At 64.4% G+C, this 19,684-nt stretch carries 16 protein-coding genes; 5 read left to right on the top strand and 11 right to left on the bottom strand.

Annotated features, from left to right (window positions below):
- Positions 1 to 73 precede the first annotated feature (73 nt).
- Both LU671_RS12250 and LU671_RS12245 read left to right on the top strand, forming a co-directional pair.
- Entirely contained in the window at positions 74 to 748 is a 675-nt protein-coding gene (locus LU671_RS12250; protein WP_050703990.1) for a heavy metal response regulator transcription factor, read from the top strand.
- Positions 745 to 2,130, top strand: coding sequence for a heavy metal sensor histidine kinase (locus LU671_RS12245; RefSeq protein ID WP_232855783.1), 1,386 nt, complete (start codon positions 745 to 747; stop codon positions 2,128 to 2,130). The genes LU671_RS12250 and LU671_RS12245 overlap by 4 nt, the downstream gene beginning before the upstream one ends.
- Before the next feature lie 127 nt (positions 2,131 to 2,257).
- Here LU671_RS12245 and pdxJ read toward each other — a convergent pair whose 3' ends face one another.
- The 10 genes from pdxJ to rpoE form a co-directional block, all read right to left on the bottom strand.
- Positions 2,258 to 2,980, bottom strand: coding sequence for a pyridoxine 5'-phosphate synthase (gene pdxJ / locus LU671_RS12240; protein ID WP_269806722.1), 723 nt, complete (start codon positions 2,978 to 2,980; stop codon positions 2,258 to 2,260).
- A gap of 62 nt (positions 2,981 to 3,042) precedes the next feature.
- Positions 3,043 to 3,726: a DNA repair protein RecO gene (gene recO / locus LU671_RS12235; protein WP_203647790.1), complete on the bottom strand. Its 684-nt coding sequence runs from the start codon at positions 3,724 to 3,726 to the stop codon at positions 3,043 to 3,045.
- Between the two features lie 162 nt (positions 3,727 to 3,888).
- Positions 3,889 to 4,791: a GTPase Era gene (gene era / locus LU671_RS12230; protein ID WP_203647791.1), complete on the bottom strand. Its 903-nt coding sequence runs from the start codon at positions 4,789 to 4,791 to the stop codon at positions 3,889 to 3,891.
- Complete coding sequence (gene rnc, locus LU671_RS12225) at positions 4,784 to 5,473, bottom strand: ribonuclease III (protein WP_028690123.1); 690 nt, start codon at positions 5,471 to 5,473, stop codon at positions 4,784 to 4,786. The genes era and rnc overlap by 8 nt, the downstream gene beginning before the upstream one ends.
- Before the next feature lie 161 nt (positions 5,474 to 5,634).
- Positions 5,635 to 6,489: a signal peptidase I gene (lepB, locus tag LU671_RS12220; protein WP_110739523.1), complete on the bottom strand. Its 855-nt coding sequence runs from the start codon at positions 6,487 to 6,489 to the stop codon at positions 5,635 to 5,637.
- 5 nt (positions 6,490 to 6,494) lie between these two features.
- On the bottom strand, positions 6,495 to 8,294 hold the full coding sequence (gene lepA / locus LU671_RS12215; protein WP_110739522.1) for a translation elongation factor 4: 1,800 nt from the start codon (positions 8,292 to 8,294) through the stop codon (positions 6,495 to 6,497).
- Between the two features lie 306 nt (positions 8,295 to 8,600).
- Positions 8,601 to 10,007 carry a DegQ family serine endoprotease gene (locus LU671_RS12210; protein ID WP_442799908.1) on the bottom strand — a complete coding sequence of 469 codons (1,407 nt, stop codon included), beginning with the start codon at positions 10,005 to 10,007 and terminating at the stop codon, positions 8,601 to 8,603.
- 200 nt (positions 10,008 to 10,207) lie between these two features.
- Positions 10,208 to 11,173, bottom strand: coding sequence for a MucB/RseB C-terminal domain-containing protein (locus LU671_RS12205; RefSeq protein ID WP_232855781.1), 966 nt, complete (start codon positions 11,171 to 11,173; stop codon positions 10,208 to 10,210).
- Between the two features lie 13 nt (positions 11,174 to 11,186).
- Positions 11,187 to 11,777: a sigma-E factor negative regulatory protein gene (locus LU671_RS12200; protein ID WP_203647794.1), complete on the bottom strand. Its 591-nt coding sequence runs from the start codon at positions 11,775 to 11,777 to the stop codon at positions 11,187 to 11,189.
- 31 nt (positions 11,778 to 11,808) lie between these two features.
- Positions 11,809 to 12,390 carry an RNA polymerase sigma factor RpoE gene (gene rpoE, locus LU671_RS12195; RefSeq protein ID WP_010220971.1) on the bottom strand — a complete coding sequence of 194 codons (582 nt, stop codon included), beginning with the start codon at positions 12,388 to 12,390 and terminating at the stop codon, positions 11,809 to 11,811.
- Between the two features lie 436 nt (positions 12,391 to 12,826).
- Between rpoE and nadB the strand changes: the two genes are divergently transcribed.
- Positions 12,827 to 14,428: an L-aspartate oxidase gene (nadB, locus tag LU671_RS12190; protein ID WP_203647795.1), complete on the top strand. Its 1,602-nt coding sequence runs from the start codon at positions 12,827 to 12,829 to the stop codon at positions 14,426 to 14,428.
- Positions 14,429 to 14,577: 149 nt separating this feature from the next.
- Here nadB and LU671_RS12185 read toward each other — a convergent pair whose 3' ends face one another.
- A complete protein-coding gene (locus LU671_RS12185; protein ID WP_232855780.1) occupies positions 14,578 to 15,540 on the bottom strand; it encodes an NAD(P)H-quinone oxidoreductase in 963 nt (320 codons plus the stop codon).
- Positions 15,541 to 15,684: 144 nt separating this feature from the next.
- Between LU671_RS12185 and LU671_RS12180 the strand changes: the two genes are divergently transcribed.
- The gene (locus tag LU671_RS12180) at positions 15,685 to 17,766 is read left to right on the top strand and encodes a carboxy terminal-processing peptidase (protein WP_203647797.1); all 2,082 of its coding nucleotides are present in this window, start codon (positions 15,685 to 15,687) and stop codon (positions 17,764 to 17,766) included.
- A gap of 108 nt (positions 17,767 to 17,874) precedes the next feature.
- Positions 17,875 to 19,632, top strand: coding sequence for a bifunctional diguanylate cyclase/phosphodiesterase (locus tag LU671_RS12175; protein WP_232855779.1), 1,758 nt, complete (start codon positions 17,875 to 17,877; stop codon positions 19,630 to 19,632).
- The last annotated feature ends 52 nt before the right edge of the window (positions 19,633 to 19,684 follow it).

The raw sequence follows: 19,684 nt of genomic DNA, 5'->3' as shown, positions 1-19,684 counted from the left end.
TAACATCCTCGCCGCTTGACCCTGATGTCACTACAGGGTCGAGAATCGCCCCCTTTCCACACAGAGCCCGACCATGCGCCTACTGATCATCGAGGACGAACCCCGCACCGCCGACTACCTGCAACAGGGCCTGCGCGAGAACGGCTACGTGGTCGATTGCGCCCACACCGGCACCGACGGCCTGCACCTGGCCCGCCAGCAGGCGTACGACCTGGTGATCCTCGATGTCAACCTGCCCGGGCTCGATGGCTGGGGCGTGCTGCAGCGCCTGCGCGCCGAATCCTCGACGCGGATCATGATGCTCACCGCCCATGGCCGCCTGGCCGACCGGGTCAAGGGGCTGGACCTGGGCGCTGACGACTATCTGCTCAAGCCCTTCGAGTTCCCCGAACTGCTGGCGCGCATCCGCAGCCTGTTGCGGCGCAACGACCAGCATCTGCAGCCAAGCACGCTGAAGGTCGCCGACCTCGAACTCGACCCCGGCCGCCACCGGGCCTGGCGCGGCGGCCAGCGCATCGACCTGACCGCCAAGGAATTCGCCCTGTTGCACCTGCTGATGCGCCAGAGCGGCGAGGTGCTGTCGCGCACGCAGATCATCTCGCTGGTGTGGGACATGAACTTCGACTGCGACACCAACGTGGTGGAGGTGTCGATCCGCCGCCTGCGGGCAAAGATCGACGACCCGTTCGAGGACAAGCTGATCCACACCCTGCGCGGCGTCGGCTACGTGCTCGAGGCACGGACGTGAAGCGCTCCAGCCTGTCGCTGCGCCTGGGCCTGACCGTCACCTTGCTGGGCGCGGCGCTGGTCTTGCTGCTGGCGTGCCTGGCGGTGTTCGCCCTCGACCACGAGCTGGACAGCCGGGCGCGTAAGGACCTGGCGCGCAAGATGCAACAGGTCGAACACAACCTGCGCGTCGATCTGCGCAGCGACGATCTGGGTGCCCGCGCCCACCCCCTGCTCGACCTGGTCATGGGGCACGACAACCTCAGCCTCAGCGTGCTGGCCGTCAACGGCCGCCACCCCGCCCTGCTCAGCCTGGGGCCGGCGCTGCAGTCGCAGCACCTGCTGAACCAGGAGGCCGACAACCAGCTGACCTTCCATACCTGGCGCGACGATGATGGTAATCAGATCCTCACTGCCAGCCGCCTGATGCGCCTGCGCGACGACACCCCGGTCAAGGTGCTGATGTCGCTCAACCGCAGCGATGACAACAGCCTGTTGCAGGCCTACCTGAACTCGACCCTGCTGGCCCTGCCGCTGCTGCTGGTGCTGATCGGCATCGCCGCGTGGAAGCTGGTGCAGCGCGGCCTGCGCCCGCTGCGGCACTTTCGCCGGATCGCCGGGCAGGTCTCGACCCAGGACCTGGCGCATCGCCTGCCGGACGAGGGCCTGCCTGCCGAGCTGGCCGACCTGGCCCGTGCCATCAACGTCATGCTCGACCGGCTCGACCAGGGCGTGCGCCAGCTGTCGCAGTTTTCCGACGACCTGGCCCACGAACTGCGCACGCCGATCGGCAACCTGATGGGCAAGGCCCAGGTGACCCTGGCCCGCGAGCGTGATGGCGACAAGTATCGCGAGGCGCTGGAGGACAGCGTCGAAGAGCTGACCCGGCTCAACCGCATCATCAACGACATGCTGTTCCTGGCCCAGGTCAGCCAGCCGCAGACCCAGGTGGCACTGACCCCTGTGGCGCTGGCAGACGAAGTGGCGCGGGTGAGTGAGCTGTTCACCTTCAGCGCCGAGCTCAAGGGCATCTCCCTGCACTTGCAAGGCTGGGGTACCGCGATGGCGGACAAGCTGATGTTCCAGCGGGCGCTGTCGAACCTGCTGAGCAATGCGATTCGCCATGGCCCTGAAGGCCAGCCGGTGGCCGTGGGGATTGAGCGAGTCGGTGACCAGGTCTGCGTGTGGGTGGAAAATCGCGGGCCGGGGATTGGCGAGGCGCATTTGCCGCACCTGTTCGAGCGGTTCTACAGGGCCGGGGCCGGGCGTTCGCGATTGGAAGGCGGGACGGGGTTGGGGCTGGCGATCGTGAAGTCGATCATGCAGTTGCATGGGGGGCGGGTGGAGGTTCAGAGCCAACCAGCGGGCCCGACTCGCTTCACCCTGGTGTTCCAGGCCGAGTGATCCACCGCCAGCGCCGGCCTCTTCGCGGGTAAACCCGCTCCCACAGGGATCTCACCAGCCCTGGGGCTTGCCCAGTACCTGTGGGAGCGGGTTTACCCGCGAAAGGGCCGGTACTGAAGAGCGCTGATCAGCGCGAAGCGGCGACGATCAGTGCCTTCATCTCTGCTACCGCCGCCTTGAAACCGACAAACAGCGCATGGGCCACCAGCGCGTGGCCGATGTTCAGTTCGTTGATGCCCTTGATCGCGGCCACGGCCTCGACGTTGTGGTAGTGCAGGCCATGGCCGGCATTGACGATCAGGCCCTGGCTAACGCCAAATGCCACGCCATCGACAATACGCTTGAGCTCCTCTGCCACCTCGGTCGGTGTCTCGGCGTCCGCATAGCGGCCGGTGTGCAGCTCGATGGCCGGCGCGCCGACACGGCGCGAAGCCTCGATCTGCCGCTCGTCGGCATCGATGAACAGCGACACCTCGGCGCCAGTGCGCGACAGGCGCTCGACCGCCGCCTTGATCCGCGCTTCCTGGCCGGCCACATCGAGGCCGCCTTCGGTAGTCAGTTCCTGGCGGGTTTCCGGCACCAGACAGATATGCGCCGGGCGGATCTTCTCGGCGAAGGCCATCATCTCTTCGGTGACGCCCATCTCGAAGTTCATGCGGGTCTGCAGCACGTCCTTGAGCAGCAGCACGTCGCGCTCCTGGATATGCCGGCGGTCTTCGCGCAGGTGCACGGTGATGCCGTCGGCACCCGCTTCCTCGGCGTCCAGGGCGGCCTTGACCGGGTCCGGATAGCGGGTGCCCCGGGCCTGGCGCAAGGTCGCCACGTGGTCGATGTTGACGCCGAGAAGCATGCGGTTGCTGTGAGTCACGAAGGGGCACTCCTGAAGGTTGAGGGCCACAGCATACGTGCTGATCAGCGCTTGCGAAACAGTTCCCGGCTGACCAGCGGCTTGGGCCCCAGGTGCACCGCCAGGGCCTGGCGCATCAGGCGCTTGGCGGCGAGCAAGGCGCCGGGCGCCTCCCAATCGGCCTGGGCCAGGGCCAGCAGCTCGCTGCCCTTGAACAGCCCGGGCTGGAACAGCTCGACCCGCTCAAGGCCAGCGTCCACCTGCAGGCGATAGAGCCCCTCGGCGACGACGGCGCTGTCGTTGACGTCATGATCCAAAGCGAAGGCATAACCCAGCTCGTCCAGCAGGCGCCATTCGAAGGAGCGCAGCAACGGCTCCAGCGGCCGCCCGGCGGCCAGGGCCTGCAAGGTCAGGGTGTAGTGTTCGAACAACGCCGGGTGCGGCGCCTCGGCGGGCAACAGGCGCATCAGCAGCTCATTGAGGTAGAGTCCGCTGAACAGCGCGTCGCCATGCAGCCAGGCGGCAATGCCGGAGCTGTCCAGGCGGCCGACGTTCTTCAGTTCGCCGCGCCCGCGCAGTTCGACTTCCAGCGGCACGAACGGCCGCACCAGGCTGCCACCCTTGCCCCGCGCCCGGCGCAGCACCGCCCGCACCCGCCCCTGGGGGGTGAGGAAGTCCACCAGCGCGCTGGTTTCCTTGTAGGGGCGGCTGTGCAGCACGTAGGCGGGTTGGGGGGCTGGTTGTTCCATGACGATCTCTGAACCCAGGTTTGACGCAACCCATGTAGGAGCGGCCTTGTGCCGCGAAAGGGTCGCGCAGCGGCCCCAAGACCCACGTAGTAATCGAGATCTTGGGGCCGCTGCGCGACCCTTTCGCGGCACAAGGCCGCTCCTACAGAGGGGGTACAGGCTTTACAGGTCGCCGTAACCCAGCGACCGCAGGGCGCGCTCGTCGTCGGACCAGCCACCCTTGACCTTGACCCACAGGTTGAGCATGACCTTGGAGTCGAACAGCACTTCCATGTCCTTGCGCGCCTCGGAACCGATGCGTTTGATACGCTCGCCCTTGTCGCCAATGATGATCTTCTTCTGCCCGTCACGCTCGACCAGGATCAGCGCATGGATATGCAGCACATGGCCCTGCTGCTTGAACTCCTCGATTTCCACGGTGATCTGGTACGGCAGCTCCGCGCCCAGCTGGCGCATGATCTTCTCGCGCACCAGTTCGGCGGCGAGGAAGCGGCTGCTGCGGTCGGTGATCTGGTCTTCCGGGAAGAAGTGTTCGTTCTCCGGCAGGTGCTTGGCGATCTGGGCTTCCAGCGCTTCGAGGTTGTGCCCCTGCTGCGCGGAGATCGGCATCACTTCGGCGTTCGGCAGTTGTTCCTGCAGCCATTGCAGATGCGGGATCAGCTCGGACTTCTCTTCCATGCGGTCGGTCTTGTTGACCGCAATGATCAACGGGCCGGTGACGTACTGCACCCTCTCCAGCACAAGCTGGTCCTCGTCGGTCCACTTGGTACGGTCGACCACGAAGATCACCACGTCGACGTCCTTGAGGGCCGCCGAGGCGTTGCGGTTCATGTAGCGGTTGAGCGCCTTGTCGTTGGCCTTGTGCATGCCGGGGGTATCGACATAGATCGCCTGCACGTCACCCTCGGTCTTGATACCGAGCATGTTGTGGCGGGTGGTCTGCGGCTTGCGCGAGGTAATCGCCAGCTTCTGCCCGAGGATGTGGTTGAGCAGCGTGGACTTGCCCACGTTGGGGCGACCGACAATGGCGACATAGCCGCAGCGGGTCGAAGTGTTCTCAGTCATTGCCATTCTCCACGCCCAGGGCGATCAATGCGGCGGCAGCGGCGACCTGCTCGGCGATACGCCGGCTCACGCCCTGGCCGCGGCTTTTCTTGTTCAGCAGGACCACTTCGCATTCGACGAAGAAGGTCCGGCAGTGCGGTTCGCCCTGGATGTCCACCACTTCGTAGCGTGGCAGCTCGCAGGCACGCGACTGCAGGAACTCCTGCAGGCGGGTCTTGGGGTCCTTGTTGGTGTCGACCAGGGTCAGCCCGTCGAACTCATCGGTCAGCCAGGCCAGGATACGCTCGCGGGCGGTCTGCATGTCGGCGTCCTGGTAGATGGCGCCGATCAGGGCCTCGAGGGCGTCGGCGAGGATCGACTCGCGACGAAAGCCACCGCTCTTGAGTTCGCCCGAGCCTAGGCGCAGGTACTCGCCCAGGTCGAAGCCACGGGCCAGACGGGCCAGGGTCTCGCCCTTGACCAGGCGTGCACGCAGGCGCGACAGCTGGCCTTCGCGGGCCTGCGGGAAGCGCTCGAACAGCGCCTCGCCGACCACGAAGTTGAGGATGGCATCGCCAAGGAATTCCAGGCGCTCGTTATTGCGCCCGGCATAGCTGCGATGGGTCAGGGCCAGCAGCATCTGGTCCTGGTTCTTGAAGGTGTAGCCGAGCTTGCGCTCCAGGCGGGCCAGGGAAGCGCTCATGGGGCCACCCGTGCAATGTTCAACGCGTTGTTCAAATCAACATCCTGAAAGACGGTTTGACTGCGGTCTGTCGCCGGAAACGGCGAAAGCTCTCGCTCCCTGAGAACACAGCCTATGTCAGAAATGCAATCGGCGCTGTCCGTGGACAGCGCCGTCGTTACTCAATGGATCAGCCCGACCCGCGACAGGTTCGGGAAGTGGCTGAGTTTCGGCTCCGGCCAGCTCATCCACACCGCGAACGCCTTGCCGACGATGTTCCGGTCAGGAACCATGCCGTGCAGCTCCTTGGGAATATTCGGGTCATCCCAGAAGCGGCTGTCGTTGGAGTTGTCGCGGTTGTCGCCCATCATGAAGTAATGACCGGCCGGCACGGTCCATTGCTGGTCCGGCGGCATGCGGTAGCGGGTCATTTCCTTGCGGATCAGGTGCTCGGCTTCACCGAGCTTTTCCTTGTACAGCTCGGCGCTGCCCAGGGTACCCGGCTCGCTGCCGACCAGTTGCTCGGCGATCGACTGGCCGTTGACGAACAGTCGCTTGTCGCTGGTGTAGCGCACCACGTCGCCCGGCAGTCCGACCACACGCTTGATGTAGTTGACGTTGGGGTCGCTTGGGTAGCGGAACACCATCACATCCCCGCGCTGCGGATCGCCCACCTCGATGACCTTCTTGTCGATCACCGGCAGGCGAATGCCGTAGGAGAACTTGTTCACCAGGATGAAGTCGCCCACTTCCAGCGTCGGCTTCATCGACCCCGACGGGATCTGGAACGGCTCGACCAGGAACGAACGCAGCACCAGCACGATGAACAGCACCGGGAAGAACGACTTGCCGTACTCGACCAGCAAGGGCTCCTTGTTCAGGCGTTCGACCACGGCCATTTCGGGCTGGCTGACGCTGCCCTGGTAGTTGGCGATCGCCGCCCGCCGGCGCGGGGCCAGGAACAGCAGGTCGATCAGACCCAACAGACCGCAGACGGCGACGGCGATGACGAGCAACAGCGGGAAATTTAGCGACATAGGACCTAGCTATCCAACCTGAGCACGGCAAGGAAGGCTTCCTGTGGAATCTCCACGTTACCCACCTGCTTCATGCGTTTCTTACCGGCCTTCTGCTTCTCCAGCAGCTTCTTCTTACGGCTGACGTCACCACCGTAGCACTTGGCCAGTACGTTCTTTCTGAGCGCCTTGACGGTTGTCCGCGCGATGATCTGGCCGCCAATGGCTGCCTGGATCGCCACATCGAACATCTGCCGAGGGATCAGTTCCTTCATCTTTTCGGTCAATGCGCGGCCTTTGTAGGCGGCATTGTCGCGGTGCACGATCAGGGCCAGGGCATCGACCTTGTCGCCGTTGATCAACACGTCCAGCTTGACCAGGTTGGCCGACTGGTAACGGTCGAAATGGTAGTCCAACGAGGCGTAACCGCGGCTGGTCGACTTCAGGCGGTCGAAGAAGTCCAGCACCACTTCGTTCATCGGCAGGTCGTAGCGCACCTGCACCTGGCTGCCGAGGAACTGCATGTCGCGCTGCACGCCACGCTTCTCGATGCACAGGGTGATGACGTTGCCCAGGTGCTCCTGTGGCACCAGGATGGTCGCGGTGACGATCGGCTCACGGAAGTCGTTGACCGCCGAGACGTCCGGCAGCTTCGATGGGTTGTCGACGGTGATGGTCTCGCCGGTCTTGAGCTCCAGCTCGTAGATCACGCTCGGCGCGGTGGTGATCAGGTCCAGGTCGTATTCGCGCTCCAGGCGCTCCTGGATGATCTCCATGTGCAGCATGCCGAGGAAGCCGCAACGGAAGCCGAAGCCCAGGGCGTCGGAGCTTTCCGGCATGTACTGCAACGACGAGTCGTTCAGGGTCAGCTTCTGCAGGGCGTCGCGGAAGTCCTCGAAGTCGTCGGAACTGACCGGGAACAGGCCGGCGTAGACCTGCGGCTGGATCTTCTTGAAGCCTGGCAGCACTTCGACTTCAGGCGTGTTGGACAGGGTCAGGGTGTCGCCCACCGGCGCGCCGTGAATGTCCTTGATGCTGGCGATGATGAAGCCCACTTCACCGGCTTTCAGATCGGCAGTCTGGGTGTGTTTCGGGGTGAACACGCCGACGCTGTCGACCAGGTGCACCTTACCGGTGGACTTGACCAGGATCTTGTCGCCCTTCTTGACGCGGCCCTGGCGCACGCGCACCAGCGAGACCACGCCCAGGTAGTTGTCGAACCAGGAGTCGATGATCAGTGCCTGCAGCGGCGCATCGATCTCGCCCTCCGGCGCGGGGATGGTCTGCACCAGGCGCTCGAGTACCTCGTCGACGCCCATGCCGCTCTTGGCGCTACAGGCCACGGCATCGGTGGCGTCGATGCCGATGATCTTCTCGATCTCGTCCTTGACGCGGTCCGGGTCGGCCTGGGGCAGGTCCATCTTGTTCAGCACGGGCATGACTTCCAGGCCCTGCTCGATGGCGGTGTAGCAGTTGGCCACGGACTGGGCCTCGACACCTTGACCGGCATCGACCACCAGCAGCGCACCCTCGCACGCCGCCAGCGAGCGCGAGACTTCATAGGTGAAGTCGACGTGGCCGGGGGTATCGATGAAGTTCAGCTGGTAGGTCTTACCATCCTGGGCCTTGTAGTGCAGCGTGACGCTGTGGGCTTTGATGGTGATACCGCGCTCGCGCTCGAGATCCATGGAGTCGAGAACCTGAGCTTCCATTTCGCGCGCAGTCAGGCCACCGCACATCTGGATGAAACGGTCGGCCAGCGTCGACTTGCCATGGTCGATGTGGGCGATGATGGAGAAATTGCGGATATGACTCAAATCACTCACAGGTCAACACTCGAAAAGGCTGCGAGCCGGACGCCCGCCGAAAAATAGCCGGGAATTGTACCTCAAGCCGGAGGGATATGGGAGATTCCTCTATCGGGTGCACTTACGCACTGTAGGAGCGGCCTTGTGCCGCGATCGGGCGCGCAGCGGCCGCAATATCCAGCATGCGCTGCACCTGGCGAGCGGTGACGGTGCCTCTGCGGCCGCTGCGCGCCCGATCGCGGCACAAGGCCGCTCCTACAGAGAATTGTGAAATTTCATGAAAAAAGGCAGCCGAAGCTGCCCTTTCCCTACTGTTCAACCCGCTTATTCAGCCAGCTTGAAGGTGATGAAGCTGGCACGCCCCTGACGCAGCACACGCATGGACACCGAACGGTTCTTCGGCAGCTCCTTGGCGATCTCGGTGAACTGCTTGGCCGAGGCGATGGCCTGGTTGTTCAGGTGGCTGATGACATCACCCGGACGCAGGCCGATCATGGCCGCCGGACCATCCTGGACTTCCTTGATGACCACGCCGCCCTTGAGTTCCAGCGACTTCTTCTGCTCGGCGGTCAGGTCCGACACGGATACGCCCAGACGGTTGCTGCTGCGCTCGGCGCTGCCATCGGCACCCGCGCCCAGACCGATGTCGGCGTCATCCTCAGGCAACGCGCCGATGGTGACGTCCAGGTTCTGACGCTTGCCGTTGCGGATGATCTCCAGCTTGGCCTTCTCGCCGTCCTTGAGGCTGCCGACCAGGTGCGGCAGGTCGGCGGACATGACGATCGGCTGGCCGTTCATGCTCAGGATCACGTCGCCCACCTGCAGGCCGCCCTTGGCTGCCGGGCCGTTTTCCAGGACCTGGGCCACCAGGGCGCCGGCCGGCTTGTCCAGGCCGAAGGACTCAGCGAGGTCCTTGTTGACCTCCTGGATCACCACGCCCAGCCAGCCGCGGCTGACCTTGCCATCCTTCTTCAGCTGGTTCGACACATCGATCGCCACGTCGATCGGGATGGCGAACGACAGGCCCATGAAGCCGCCGGAACGGGTGAAGATCTGCGAGTTGATGCCCACCACCTCGCCTTTCATGTTGAACAGCGGGCCACCGGAGTTGCCCGGGTTGATGGCCACGTCGGTCTGGATGAACGGTACATAGGTGTCGTTGGGCAGCGTACGGCCCTTGGCGCTGACGATACCTTTGGTCACAGAATGGTCGAAGCCGAACGGCGAGCCGATGGCCAGCACCCACTCACCGACCTTGAGCTTCTCCGAGTCGCCCAGCTTGACGATCGGCAGGTTCTTGCCTTCGACCTTGAGCAGGGCCACATCGGTGCGCGGGTCGGTGCCTACCAGCTTGGCCTGCAGTTCGCTGCGGTCGGACAGGCGGACGATGATCTCGTCGGCGTCGGCCACCACGTGGTTGTTGGTCAGCACATAGCCGTCGCTGGAGATGATGAAGCCCGAGCCCAGCGACTGTGCTTCGCGCTGGCGATCGCCACGGGGCGAGCGCGGCTGCTGCGGCATGTTGCGCTCGAAGAACTCGCGGAACATCGGCGGCAGGCCTTCGAGGTCCGGCATCTGCCCGGCGGCGACGCGGCGGTCCGGCAGTTTCTGCTTGGTACTGATGTTGACCACCGCCGGCGAGGCCTGCTCGACCAGGGTGGTGAAGTCCGGCAGGGACTCTTCGGCCTGGGCGCTGAGCACCTGGCCGAGCATGAGCACGGCGGCGAACATCGATAGGTAGGTTTTCAAGCGTGGTATTGACATACGGCTCCCGTCACAACGAGCGTAGTTAGCAGTAAGGTTCCCGCAGACGCAGGAAAGGCCAGACTCCGAGAAGCCTGACCTATAGAAAATTTGCGGCAGGATTGCAAATGACAATGCCTTAATTTCATGTCAGCTCTGTGTAACAAGAGCTGTCAGAAGGCGCGCCGTCATTGACGCGCCTGGGCATCCTGGGCCCGCATCGACAGGGCGACACGTTCAGCGGTCCCCAGCGGGATCTCGCCGACCACGGTGACCATTACTTTGCCCTTGGGCGTGGTCAGGCGCCGCGACACCGCGACGGTGGGACCGAGCTGGGCACGGGTATCGATACCGGCCTCGTTGCCGATCGGCTCGAGGAACACCGAGAAACGAGCGAGGCCGTCGTCATACATGAGGCTGCTGACGGTGCTCTTGCGCTCAGGGTCGCGACGCACCGAGCTGTTGACCAGCTCGAAGCCCGGCGGCAGCCAGTCCGAACGCCATCCGGCGACGGTTTCGGCGGTGCCGGCAGCCTTGCGCTCGACCGGTTTGCAGCTCGCGCTGGCCCCCAGTTCGGCATCGGTCGGCAAATTGTCGGTGTCCAGACGGGTCATCTGGAAGCGCTCGAGCAACTGACCCTTGTCGTTGAGCATCAACGAGCGCAGGGGCAGGCCGGTGCGGCGGTCCAGGTGCAATTCGAAGGCATAGCGATGCTGGTCACGCGGGGTGAGCGCGACAATCACCGCGTCGCGCCCGGCGACGCGTGATTTGCCCGCCACGCTCAGGTCGTACCAGCTCATCAGTTTCAGGGGATCAAGCACCCGCGGGGCGCTGTCCGGCGGTGTGCCCACGCTGCTGACCAGGTTGCCGCTGACGCACTGCACCTTGCCATCGACCCGCACGATTTCCTGGGCCGAGCCGTCGAGCTGCAGCAGCCGCTCGCTGACCTTGCCGTCCTGGACGCGATGCCAGATATCGTGGGATGAGAAGCTGCCGTTGCGTTCGTAGACGAAGGATCCCTGGTAACTCTGCTGCTGCTCGGCCCGTGCCAGCTTGTTCAGCCACTCACTCGCCTCGGGCGAGGAGTTGGCGGCCAGGGCCTGCACCGTCAGGCTGCTGCCAAGCAGCAGCGACAGGAGAGGTAGCGCGCGCATGATCCTCCTTAACTTAGCGGTTTTCCAGGCTGGCGGCGCGGGCGTAAGGCAGCGCGGTCTCGTTGCCCTTCAGCGCGGACTCCTGGGCGTGCTGGCGCAGGTAACCCGGCAGACGTTGATCCCAGCCGGCCTGGTTCTGCAGCACACCGTTGGCCATCGGCCCGGTCGGTTGCTCGTTGCCTTCACTATAGCCTGCCAATACGGCTGGGCCTTGCGCCTGTGGCATGCTCAGGCCCTGCTGGGCAGGCTGCTGGGCGGCCAGCTCGGCACCAGTGATCTCGTCCTGGTTGTAGAAACGCACGCCGGCCAGTACGGCAACGGTCACGGAAGCGGCCACGGCCAGGCGGCCGATGCTGCGCCACGGGCCCTGCTTGACCTTGGCCGGCACGGCCTCGTCGGCCAGCGCCGCGGAAACCGCCGAGGCGATGTCCAGCTTGGGCAGCAGCAGCTCCTTGTGCATGGCTGCGCGGGCAACCTGGTAACGCGACCAGGTGGCACGGGTTTCGGCATCGTCGACGGCGTTCAGCACGCGACGCAGTTCCAGTTCGTCCGCTTCGTTATCCATCACCGCGGACAGCGATTCCTGCAAAGCTTCACGACTCATGGCGGTTCCTCTCTTGGCTGTCGCCGCTGTCTCAGGTTTCCTGCAACAAAGGTTGCAGGGCTTTGTCTATGGCCTCCCGAGCGCGGAAGATTCGAGAGCGCACGGTACCCACTGGACATTGCATGACGCTGGCAATGTCCTCGTAACTCAGTCCATCGAACTCGCGCAGCGTCAATGCTGTACGCAGGTCTTCCGGCAGTTGCTGGATGGTGCGATGGACAGTGCCTTCGATTTCATCCCGCAACAACGCGCGCTCTGGGGACTCGAGATCCTTGAGACCATGATCGCCGTCGTAAAACTCCGCATCCTCGGAGCTCACATCGCTGTCTGGTGGCCGTCTACCGCGGGACACCAGGTAGTTCTTCGCCGTGTTGATGGCGATGCGGTACAGCCAGGTATAAAAAGCACTGTCACCGCGAAAATTCCCAAGCGCCCGGTATGCCTTGATGAAGGCTTCCTGCGCCACGTCCTGCGCCTCATGGGTGTCGTGTACAAAACGCACGATCAACCCGAGAATCTTGTGCTGATACTTCAGCACCAACAGATCGAAAGCTCGCCTGTCGCCACGCTGCACGCGCTCGACAAGCTGCTGATCCTCTTCCTGGGTTAGCATGAACACTCCTCAGTGATCTCGAAGGAGCGCTGCAACAGCCATCGTTCAGGCTTGCAACCATAGACTCGGGCTTTGCGCAAAAGTTCTCCCCTCCAAGCAAGTTTCCTGCGGCCCTTGGTCGGCTCGCACGAAAGACGCAGCGCGGTCACGGCCGGCTGCGTCGATAATCTGGTTTCATTACGCAGGTGCCAGCCCAAGATAGAGCTGCCGCCTTGCGTCGCCGCGGCGATCTGTGGCGTACGGGCAGCCTTCATAGGATTTCCAGGGGTATCGGAAAGTTCCCATAAAGATCGCCATCCACCCGTATGCGCCATTGGAAATCAGGCGCCCGGGGCTGCTATAAAGGCATCCCGGCCAGGTTTCACGATAGTTTCACAGTGCCATCTGCGCTCGACTATTGTGCCGTGCCCCTTCCAAAGATTACTAGTGTCCCGACATGAGCCAACAATTCCAACATGATGTCCTGGTGATCGGCAGCGGTGCCGCCGGTCTCAGCCTGGCACTGAACCTTCCGCGCCACCTGCGCATCGCCGTGCTGAGCAAGGGCGACCTGGCCAACGGCTCGACCTTCTGGGCCCAGGGCGGCGTCGCCGCGGTGCTCGACGACACCGACACCGTGCAGTCCCATGTCGAGGACACCCTCAACGCCGGTGGTGGGCTGTGCCACGAGGACGCCGTGCGCTTCACCGTCGAGCACAGCCGCGAGGCCATCCAGTGGCTGATCGAGCAAGGCGTGCCGTTCACCCGCGACGAACACTACAGCGTCGACGACGGCGGCTTCGAATTCCACCTGACCCGCGAGGGCGGCCACAGCCACCGGCGCATCATCCACGCCGCCGATGCCACGGGCGCCGCGATCTTCACCACCCTGTTGGAACAGGCTCGGCAACGCGCGAACATCGAACTGCTCGAACAACGCGTGGCCGTCGACCTGATCACCGAGCGCCGCCTGGGCCTGGACGGCGACCGCTGCCTGGGCGCCTACGTGCTGGACCGCAACAGCGGCGAGGTGGACACCTTCGGCGCGCGCTTCACCGTACTGGCCACCGGCGGCGCGGCCAAGGTCTACCTGTATACCAGCAACCCCGACGGCGCCTGCGGCGACGGCATCGCCATGGCCTGGCGCGCCGGTTGCCGGGTGGCGAACCTGGAGTTCAACCAGTTCCACCCGACCTGCCTGTACCACCCACAGGCCAAGAGTTTCCTGATCACCGAGGCCCTGCGCGGCGAGGGTGCCCTGCTGCGCCTGCCCAACGGCGAGCGCTTCATGCCGCGCTTCGATCCGCGCGAGGAGCTGGCGCCACGAGACATCGTCGCCCGCGCCATCGACCACGAGATGAAGCGCCTGGGGGTGGACTGCGTCTACCTGGACATCAGCCACAAGCCGGCCGATTTCATCACCAGCCACTTCCCGACGGTCTACGAGCGCTGCCTGACCTTCGGCATCGACATCACCCGCCAGCCGATCCCGGTGGTGCCTGCGGCCCACTACACCTGTGGCGGGGTGATGATCGACGAGCACGGCCACACCGACGTGCCCGGCCTGTACGCCATCGGCGAGACCAGCTTCACCGGCCTGCACGGCGCCAACCGCATGGCCAGCAACTCGCTGCTCGAATGTTTCGTCTATGGTCGCGCCGCCGCCGCCGACATCGAGGCGCGCCTGGAGCAGGTGGCCATGCCCCGCGCCCTGCCCTGCTGGGACGCAAGCCAGGTGACCGACTCGGACGAGGACGTGATCATCGCCCACAACTGGGACGAGCTGCGGCGGTTCATGTGGGACTATGTCGGCATCGTGCGCACCAGCAAGCGCCTGCAGCGTGCCGAGCACCGGGTGCGCATGCTGCTGGACGAGATCGACGAGTTCTACAGCAACTACAAGGTCAGCCGCGACCTGATCGAACTGCGCAACCTGGCGCAGGTGGCCGAGCTGATGATCCGCTCGGCCATGCAGCGCAAGGAAAGCCGGGGCCTGCACTACACCCTGGACTACCCGGGGATGCTGCCCGAGGCCCGGGACACCATCCTGGTGCCGTAGGCAGTCTGCGCGATCCCTGTAGGAGCGGCCTTGTGCCGCGAAAGGGTCGCGAAGCAGCCCCAGGGTTGATCGATTGACGCATCAACCGCCGGGGCTGCTTCGCAGCCCTTTCGCGGCACAAGGCCGCTCCTACAGGGGCATGCGCCAGATCACACAAGTGTAGGGTCGATCACCAGCACCAGCTTGCCGGACACCTGGTTGCTCGCCAGCTCCGCGTAGGCGGCCTCGGCGAATGCCACCGGGTAGGTGTCGACCAGCTGTGGCGACAGGCGCCCCTCGGCGAACAGCGGCCACACCTGCTGGCGCAGCTCGCGCAACAACTCTGCCTTGAACGCGTCATCGCGGTTGCGCAAGGTCGAACCGGTAATCTCCAGGCGCTTGCCCAGCACCAGCGCCAGGTCCAGCTCGACCTTGCGCCCGCCCATCAGGCCAATGATCACCCAGCGCCCGTCACGGGCCAACAGCTTGAGGTTGAGCGGGCCATAGCTGGCGCCCACCGGGTCGAGGATCACGTCGAACGGCCCGAGCTGCTCCAGATCGTCGAGGTTGTCATTGCGCACCACGCCGCCGGCGGCGCCGAGGGACTGACAATAGGCCAGGCGCTCCGGCGAACCGACACTGACCCACACCGGGTTGCCGAACGCCTTGCACAACTGGATGGCCGCGGAGCCCACACCACTGGCACCGGCATGCACCAGCACCTTCTCGCCGGCTTTCAACGCGCCCAGCTGGAAGATGTTCAGCCAGGCCGTGGCATACACCTCGGGCACCGCCGCTGCCTCGTGCAGGCTCAGGCCTTCAGGCACCGGCAGCACGTGCCGGGCGTCGACCACGACTTCCTCGGCCATGCCGCCGCCAGCCAGCAGCGCGCAGACCCGGTCGCCCACGCGCCAATCGGCGCCAGCCCCGACCTCCTCGACGATCCCTGAGCACTCCAGGCCCATATATGGACTGGCGCCAGGCGGTGGCGGGTACAGTCCGGCCCGCTGCAGCAAGTCGGCGCGGTTCAGCCCGGCGGCGGCCACTCGGATGCGCACCTGCCCGGCATCGCAGGCCGGGCGCTCGGCCTCGACCCACGCCACATGTCCGTCAACGCCTTGCAATGCCTTCACAGTGCCTCCATAGTTGAATCATATGACTGAGCCTGGGATAAGCACGTCCCAGGCTTTTTGCAGTATGCGTCCGGCTCCGATGGAACCGGCGAACGGAAAAGACGGCCTACTATGCGTGATCAATTGCCTCCACGTCGAATCAGCATGAAGCATTTCCTCCCCAGCACCGCCCTCGCCCTCATGATCGGCCTGGGCAGCCTCACGCTCGGTGGCAATGCGGCCGCCGCCAACAAGTGGGACAGCCTGCAGCCGGACCGCGACGAGGTCGTGGCCAGCCTCAACATCGTCGAGCTGCTCAAGCGCCACCACTACAGCAAGCCGCCGCTCGACGACGCCCGTTCGGTCATCATCTACGACAGCTACATCAAGCTGCTCGACCCGTCGCGCAGCTACTTCACCGCGGCCGACATCGCCGAATTCGACAAATGGAAGACCCAGTTCGACGACTTCCTCAAAAGCGGCAACCTCGAACCCGGCTTCACCATCTACAAGCGCTACCTGGACCGCGTGAAGCAGCGCCTGGACTATGCCCTGGGCGAGCTGAACAAAGGCGTCGACAAGATCGACTTCAGCGCCAAGGAAGACCTGCTGGTCGACCGCAAGGACGCGCCCTGGATGAAGAACCAGGCCGAGCTCGACGACCTGTGGCGCAAGCGCGTGAAAGACGAGGTGCTGCGCCAGAAGATCTCCGGCAAGGAGCTCAAGCAGATCCAGGAAACCCTGATCAAGCGTTACAAGAACCAGCTGGCGCGCCTGGACCAGACCCGCGCGGAAGACATCTTCCAGGCCTACATCAATACCTTCGCCCAGTCCTACGACCCGCACACCAACTACCTGTCGCCGGACAACGCCGAGAACTTCGACATCAACATGAGCCTGTCGCTCGAAGGCATCGGCGCGGTGCTGCAGAGTGACAACGACCAGGTCAAGATCGTGCGCCTGGTGCCGGCAGGCCCTGCCGCCAAGACCAAGCAGGTCGCCCCGGCAGACAAGATCATCGGCGTGGCCCAGGGCAACAAGGAAATGGTCGACGTGGTCGGCTGGCGCCTGGACGAGGTGGTCAAGCTGATCCGCGGCCCGAAAGGCTCGGTGGTGCGCCTGGAGGTCATTCCGGCCAGCAACGCGCCGAACGACCAGACCAGCAAGATCGTCTCGATCACCCGCGAAGCGGTCAAGCTCGAGGAGCAGGCGGCGAAGAAGTCGGTGCTCAAGCTCAAGCAGGACGGGCGTGACTACAAGCTGGGGATCATCGAAATCCCGGCCTTCTACCTGGACTTCAAGGCCTATCGCGCAGGCGATCCGGACTACAAGAGCACCACCCGCGACGTGAAAAAGCTGCTCACCGAGCTGCAGAAGGAAAAAGTCGACGGCGTGGTCATCGACCTGCGCAACAACGGTGGCGGCTCGCTGCAGGAAGCCACCGAGCTGACCAGCCTGTTCATCGAGAAGGGCCCGACCGTACTGGTGCGCAACGCCGACGGCCGTGTCGACGTGCTCGAGGACGAGAACCCGGGCGCCTTCTACAAAGGCCCGCTGGCGCTGCTGGTAAACCGCCTGTCGGCCTCGGCCTCGGAGATCTTCGCCGGTGCCATGCAGGACTACCACCGCGCGCTGATCATCGGCGGCCAGACCTTCGGCAAGGGTACCGTGCAGACTATCCAGCCACTCAACCATGGTGAGCTCAAGCTGACCCTGGCCAAGTTCTACCGGGTTTCCGGGCAGAGCACCCAGCACCAGGGCGTGCTGCCGGACATCGCCTATCCGTCGATCATCGACACCAAGGAAATCGGCGAAAGCGCGCTGCCTGAGGCCATGCCGTGGGACACCATCCGCCCGGTGGTCAAGCCGGCCTTCGATCCGTTCAAGCCGTTCCTGGCCCAGCTCAAGGCGCAGCATGAGGCGCGCAGCGACAAGGATGCCGAGTTCGTCTACATCCGCGATCGCCTGGCGCTGACCCAGAAGCTGATGAACGAAAAGACCGTCAGCCTCAACGAGCAGCAACGTCGCGCCCGCCACGACGAGATCGAGGCCAAGCAGCTGGCGCTGGAGAACATCCGCCGCAAGGCCAAGGGCGAAGAGCCGCTCAAGGAACTTAAAAAGGAAGACGAGGACGCCCTGCCCGCCGAGCCGGACGACACCAAGCCCGAGGACGATGCCTACCTGTCCGAGACCGGTCGCATCCTGCTCGACTATCTGGGCCTCAGCACGTCGGTGGCCAAGCACTGAAATGATGGCGAAATAATGTGACCTGTCATCAAACAGTCACCGGACTGTCGTGAAATGTAAGGGCCGGACGTGCAAGCGTCCGGCCTTTTTCACTTCAGGAAGCAGTCCATGACCGTCACCGAACAGCTCAGCGCATTGAGCGCCATCCTGGCTCAACGCAGCGTCCACTGTCTGTTCCAACCCATCGTCTGCCTCTCTGAAAGGCGTATCCTCGGCTATGAGGCCCTGAGCCGCGGCCCGTCCAACAGCCCACTGCACTCGCCGCTGAACCTCTTCGCCATCGCCCGCCAGGCCGGCCGCCTCGCCGAACTGGAGGTGCTGTGCCGTGAAACCGCCTGCCGCCGTTTCAGCGAGCTGAACCTTCCGGGCCTGTTGTTCCTCAACGTCTCGCCCGAGTCCCTGGTCGAGCCCGACTACCCGTCCGGGCGCACCCTGAAAATGCTCGAACAGGTCGGCCTGGCACCCAGCCGAGTAGTCATCGAGCTGACCGAGCAGACGCCTACCGAAGACTTCCAGCTGCTGTACAACGCCCTGCACCACTACCGCGACATGGGTTTCTCCATTGCCCTGGACGACCTGGGCGCCGGTTACTCGAGCCTGCGCCTGTGGTCGGAGCTGCGCCCGGACTATGTGAAGATCGACCGTCATTTCATCGATGGCATCCACCAGGACCCGCTCAAGCGCGAGTTCGTCGGCTCCATCCTGCAGATCGCCCGTGCCTCCCGCGCCCAGGTGATCGCCGAGGGCATCGAACTGGCCGAGGAGCTGGCAGTGCTGGGCGACATGGGGGTGACCCTGGTCCAGGGCTACCTGCTCGGCCGCCCTCAGGAGTTTCCAGCAGGCGACAGCCTCGGCCTGCCGCCCCCAGTGACAGGCTCGGGCGTTGCGCTGTGCGAGGACAGCCGCGACCTCAGCGCCCTGCTTATCCAGCAACCCTCGGTCACCCTCGACACCGCCACGCAGCAGGTGCTCGACGCTTTCCGTCGACAGGCCAACCTCAACTCCCTCGCCGTGCTGGACGAACAAGGTCGCCCCTGTGGCATCGTCCACCGCCACTCGCTCGCCGACGTCCTGCTCCAGCCTTTCGGCACCGACCTGTTCGCGCGCAAGCCGATCAGCCGCCTGATGAGCCAGGATTTTCTCGCCGTCGAGCGCGGCCAGTCGCTGCAGCAGGTCAGCCGCCTGCTTACCAGCCGTGCGCGCCAGCGTATCGAGGAAGACTTCATCATCACCCAGAATGGGCGTTACCTGGGGCTTGGGCGGGTGATCGACGTGCTCAAGCTGATCACCGAGCAGAAGATCCAGCAGGCAAGGCACGCCAATCCGCTCACCCTGCTGCCGGGCAACGTGCCGATCCAGCAGTGCCTGGCACGCCTGCTGTTGCAGCGGCGCAAGGCGGCTGTGTGTTACGTGGACATCGACAGTTTCAAGCCCTTCAACGATATCTATGGCTACGCCCGAGGCGATGAAGTGCTGTTGTGCCTGGCCCAGTGCCTGAACGATTGCGTCGATCCGAGCCGGGATTTCGTCGGCCATATCGGCGGCGACGACTTCATGCTGGTGCTGGGTTCGACGGACTGGCGCGAGCGCCTGCAATTGCTGCTGGAGGCTTTTGGCCGGCAATGCCGGCGCTTCTACCGTAGCGAACACCTGGAGGCCGGCTGCTTCATCGCCCACAACCGTCAGGGGCAGCGGGAGACGTTCGCCTTGCTGTCACTGTCGATCGGCGTGGTCTGGCTGGAGCCCGACAGCAGCGACGGGCTGGATGCCGGTCAACTGGCCGAACTCGCCTCCCAGGCCAAGCGCCAGGCCAAGGATGGCGGTGGCTCAGGCCTGAGCCTGATCGATACGACTGTGCTGAGTTAAACCAGGGGACCGCTATGCGGTCCTTTCGCCGGCAAGCCGGCTCCCACAATCC

The sequence above is a fragment of the Pseudomonas sp. NMI760_13 genome (assembly GCF_021283245.1).
Taxonomy (GTDB): domain Bacteria; phylum Pseudomonadota; class Gammaproteobacteria; order Pseudomonadales; family Pseudomonadaceae; genus Aquipseudomonas; species Aquipseudomonas peradeniyensis.
The sequence above is the reverse complement of the archived record's forward strand: the minus strand, read 5'-3'. Positions and strand labels throughout refer to the sequence as shown.

What these genes read in the sequence shown, in the direction of transcription:
- LU671_RS12250 (WP_050703990.1), top strand. Translation starts at nt 74, where the DNA reads ATGCGCCTACTGATCATCGAGGACGAACCCCGCACCGCCGACTACCTG.
- pdxJ (WP_269806722.1), bottom strand. Translation starts at nt 2,980, where the DNA reads ATGCTTCTCGGCGTCAACATCGACCACGTGGCGACCTTGCGCCAGGCC.
- recO (WP_203647790.1), bottom strand. Translation starts at nt 3,726, where the DNA reads ATGGAACAACCAGCCCCCCAACCCGCCTACGTGCTGCACAGCCGCCCC.
- era (WP_203647791.1), bottom strand. Translation starts at nt 4,791, where the DNA reads ATGACTGAGAACACTTCGACCCGCTGCGGCTATGTCGCCATTGTCGGT.
- rnc (WP_028690123.1), bottom strand. Translation starts at nt 5,473, where the DNA reads ATGAGCGCTTCCCTGGCCCGCCTGGAGCGCAAGCTCGGCTACACCTTC.
- lepB (WP_110739523.1), bottom strand. Translation starts at nt 6,489, where the DNA reads ATGTCGCTAAATTTCCCGCTGTTGCTCGTCATCGCCGTCGCCGTCTGC.
- LU671_RS12210 (WP_442799908.1), bottom strand. Translation starts at nt 10,007, where the DNA reads ATGTTCGCCGCCGTGCTCATGCTCGGCCAGGTGCTCAGCGCCCAGGCC.
- LU671_RS12205 (WP_232855781.1), bottom strand. Translation starts at nt 11,173, where the DNA reads ATGCGCGCGCTACCTCTCCTGTCGCTGCTGCTTGGCAGCAGCCTGACG.
- LU671_RS12200 (WP_203647794.1), bottom strand. Translation starts at nt 11,777, where the DNA reads ATGAGTCGTGAAGCTTTGCAGGAATCGCTGTCCGCGGTGATGGATAAC.
- rpoE (WP_010220971.1), bottom strand. Translation starts at nt 12,390, where the DNA reads ATGCTAACCCAGGAAGAGGATCAGCAGCTTGTCGAGCGCGTGCAGCGT.
- nadB (WP_203647795.1), top strand. Translation starts at nt 12,827, where the DNA reads ATGAGCCAACAATTCCAACATGATGTCCTGGTGATCGGCAGCGGTGCC.
- LU671_RS12180 (WP_203647797.1), top strand. Translation starts at nt 15,685, where the DNA reads ATGAAGCATTTCCTCCCCAGCACCGCCCTCGCCCTCATGATCGGCCTG.
- LU671_RS12175 (WP_232855779.1), top strand. Translation starts at nt 17,875, where the DNA reads ATGACCGTCACCGAACAGCTCAGCGCATTGAGCGCCATCCTGGCTCAA.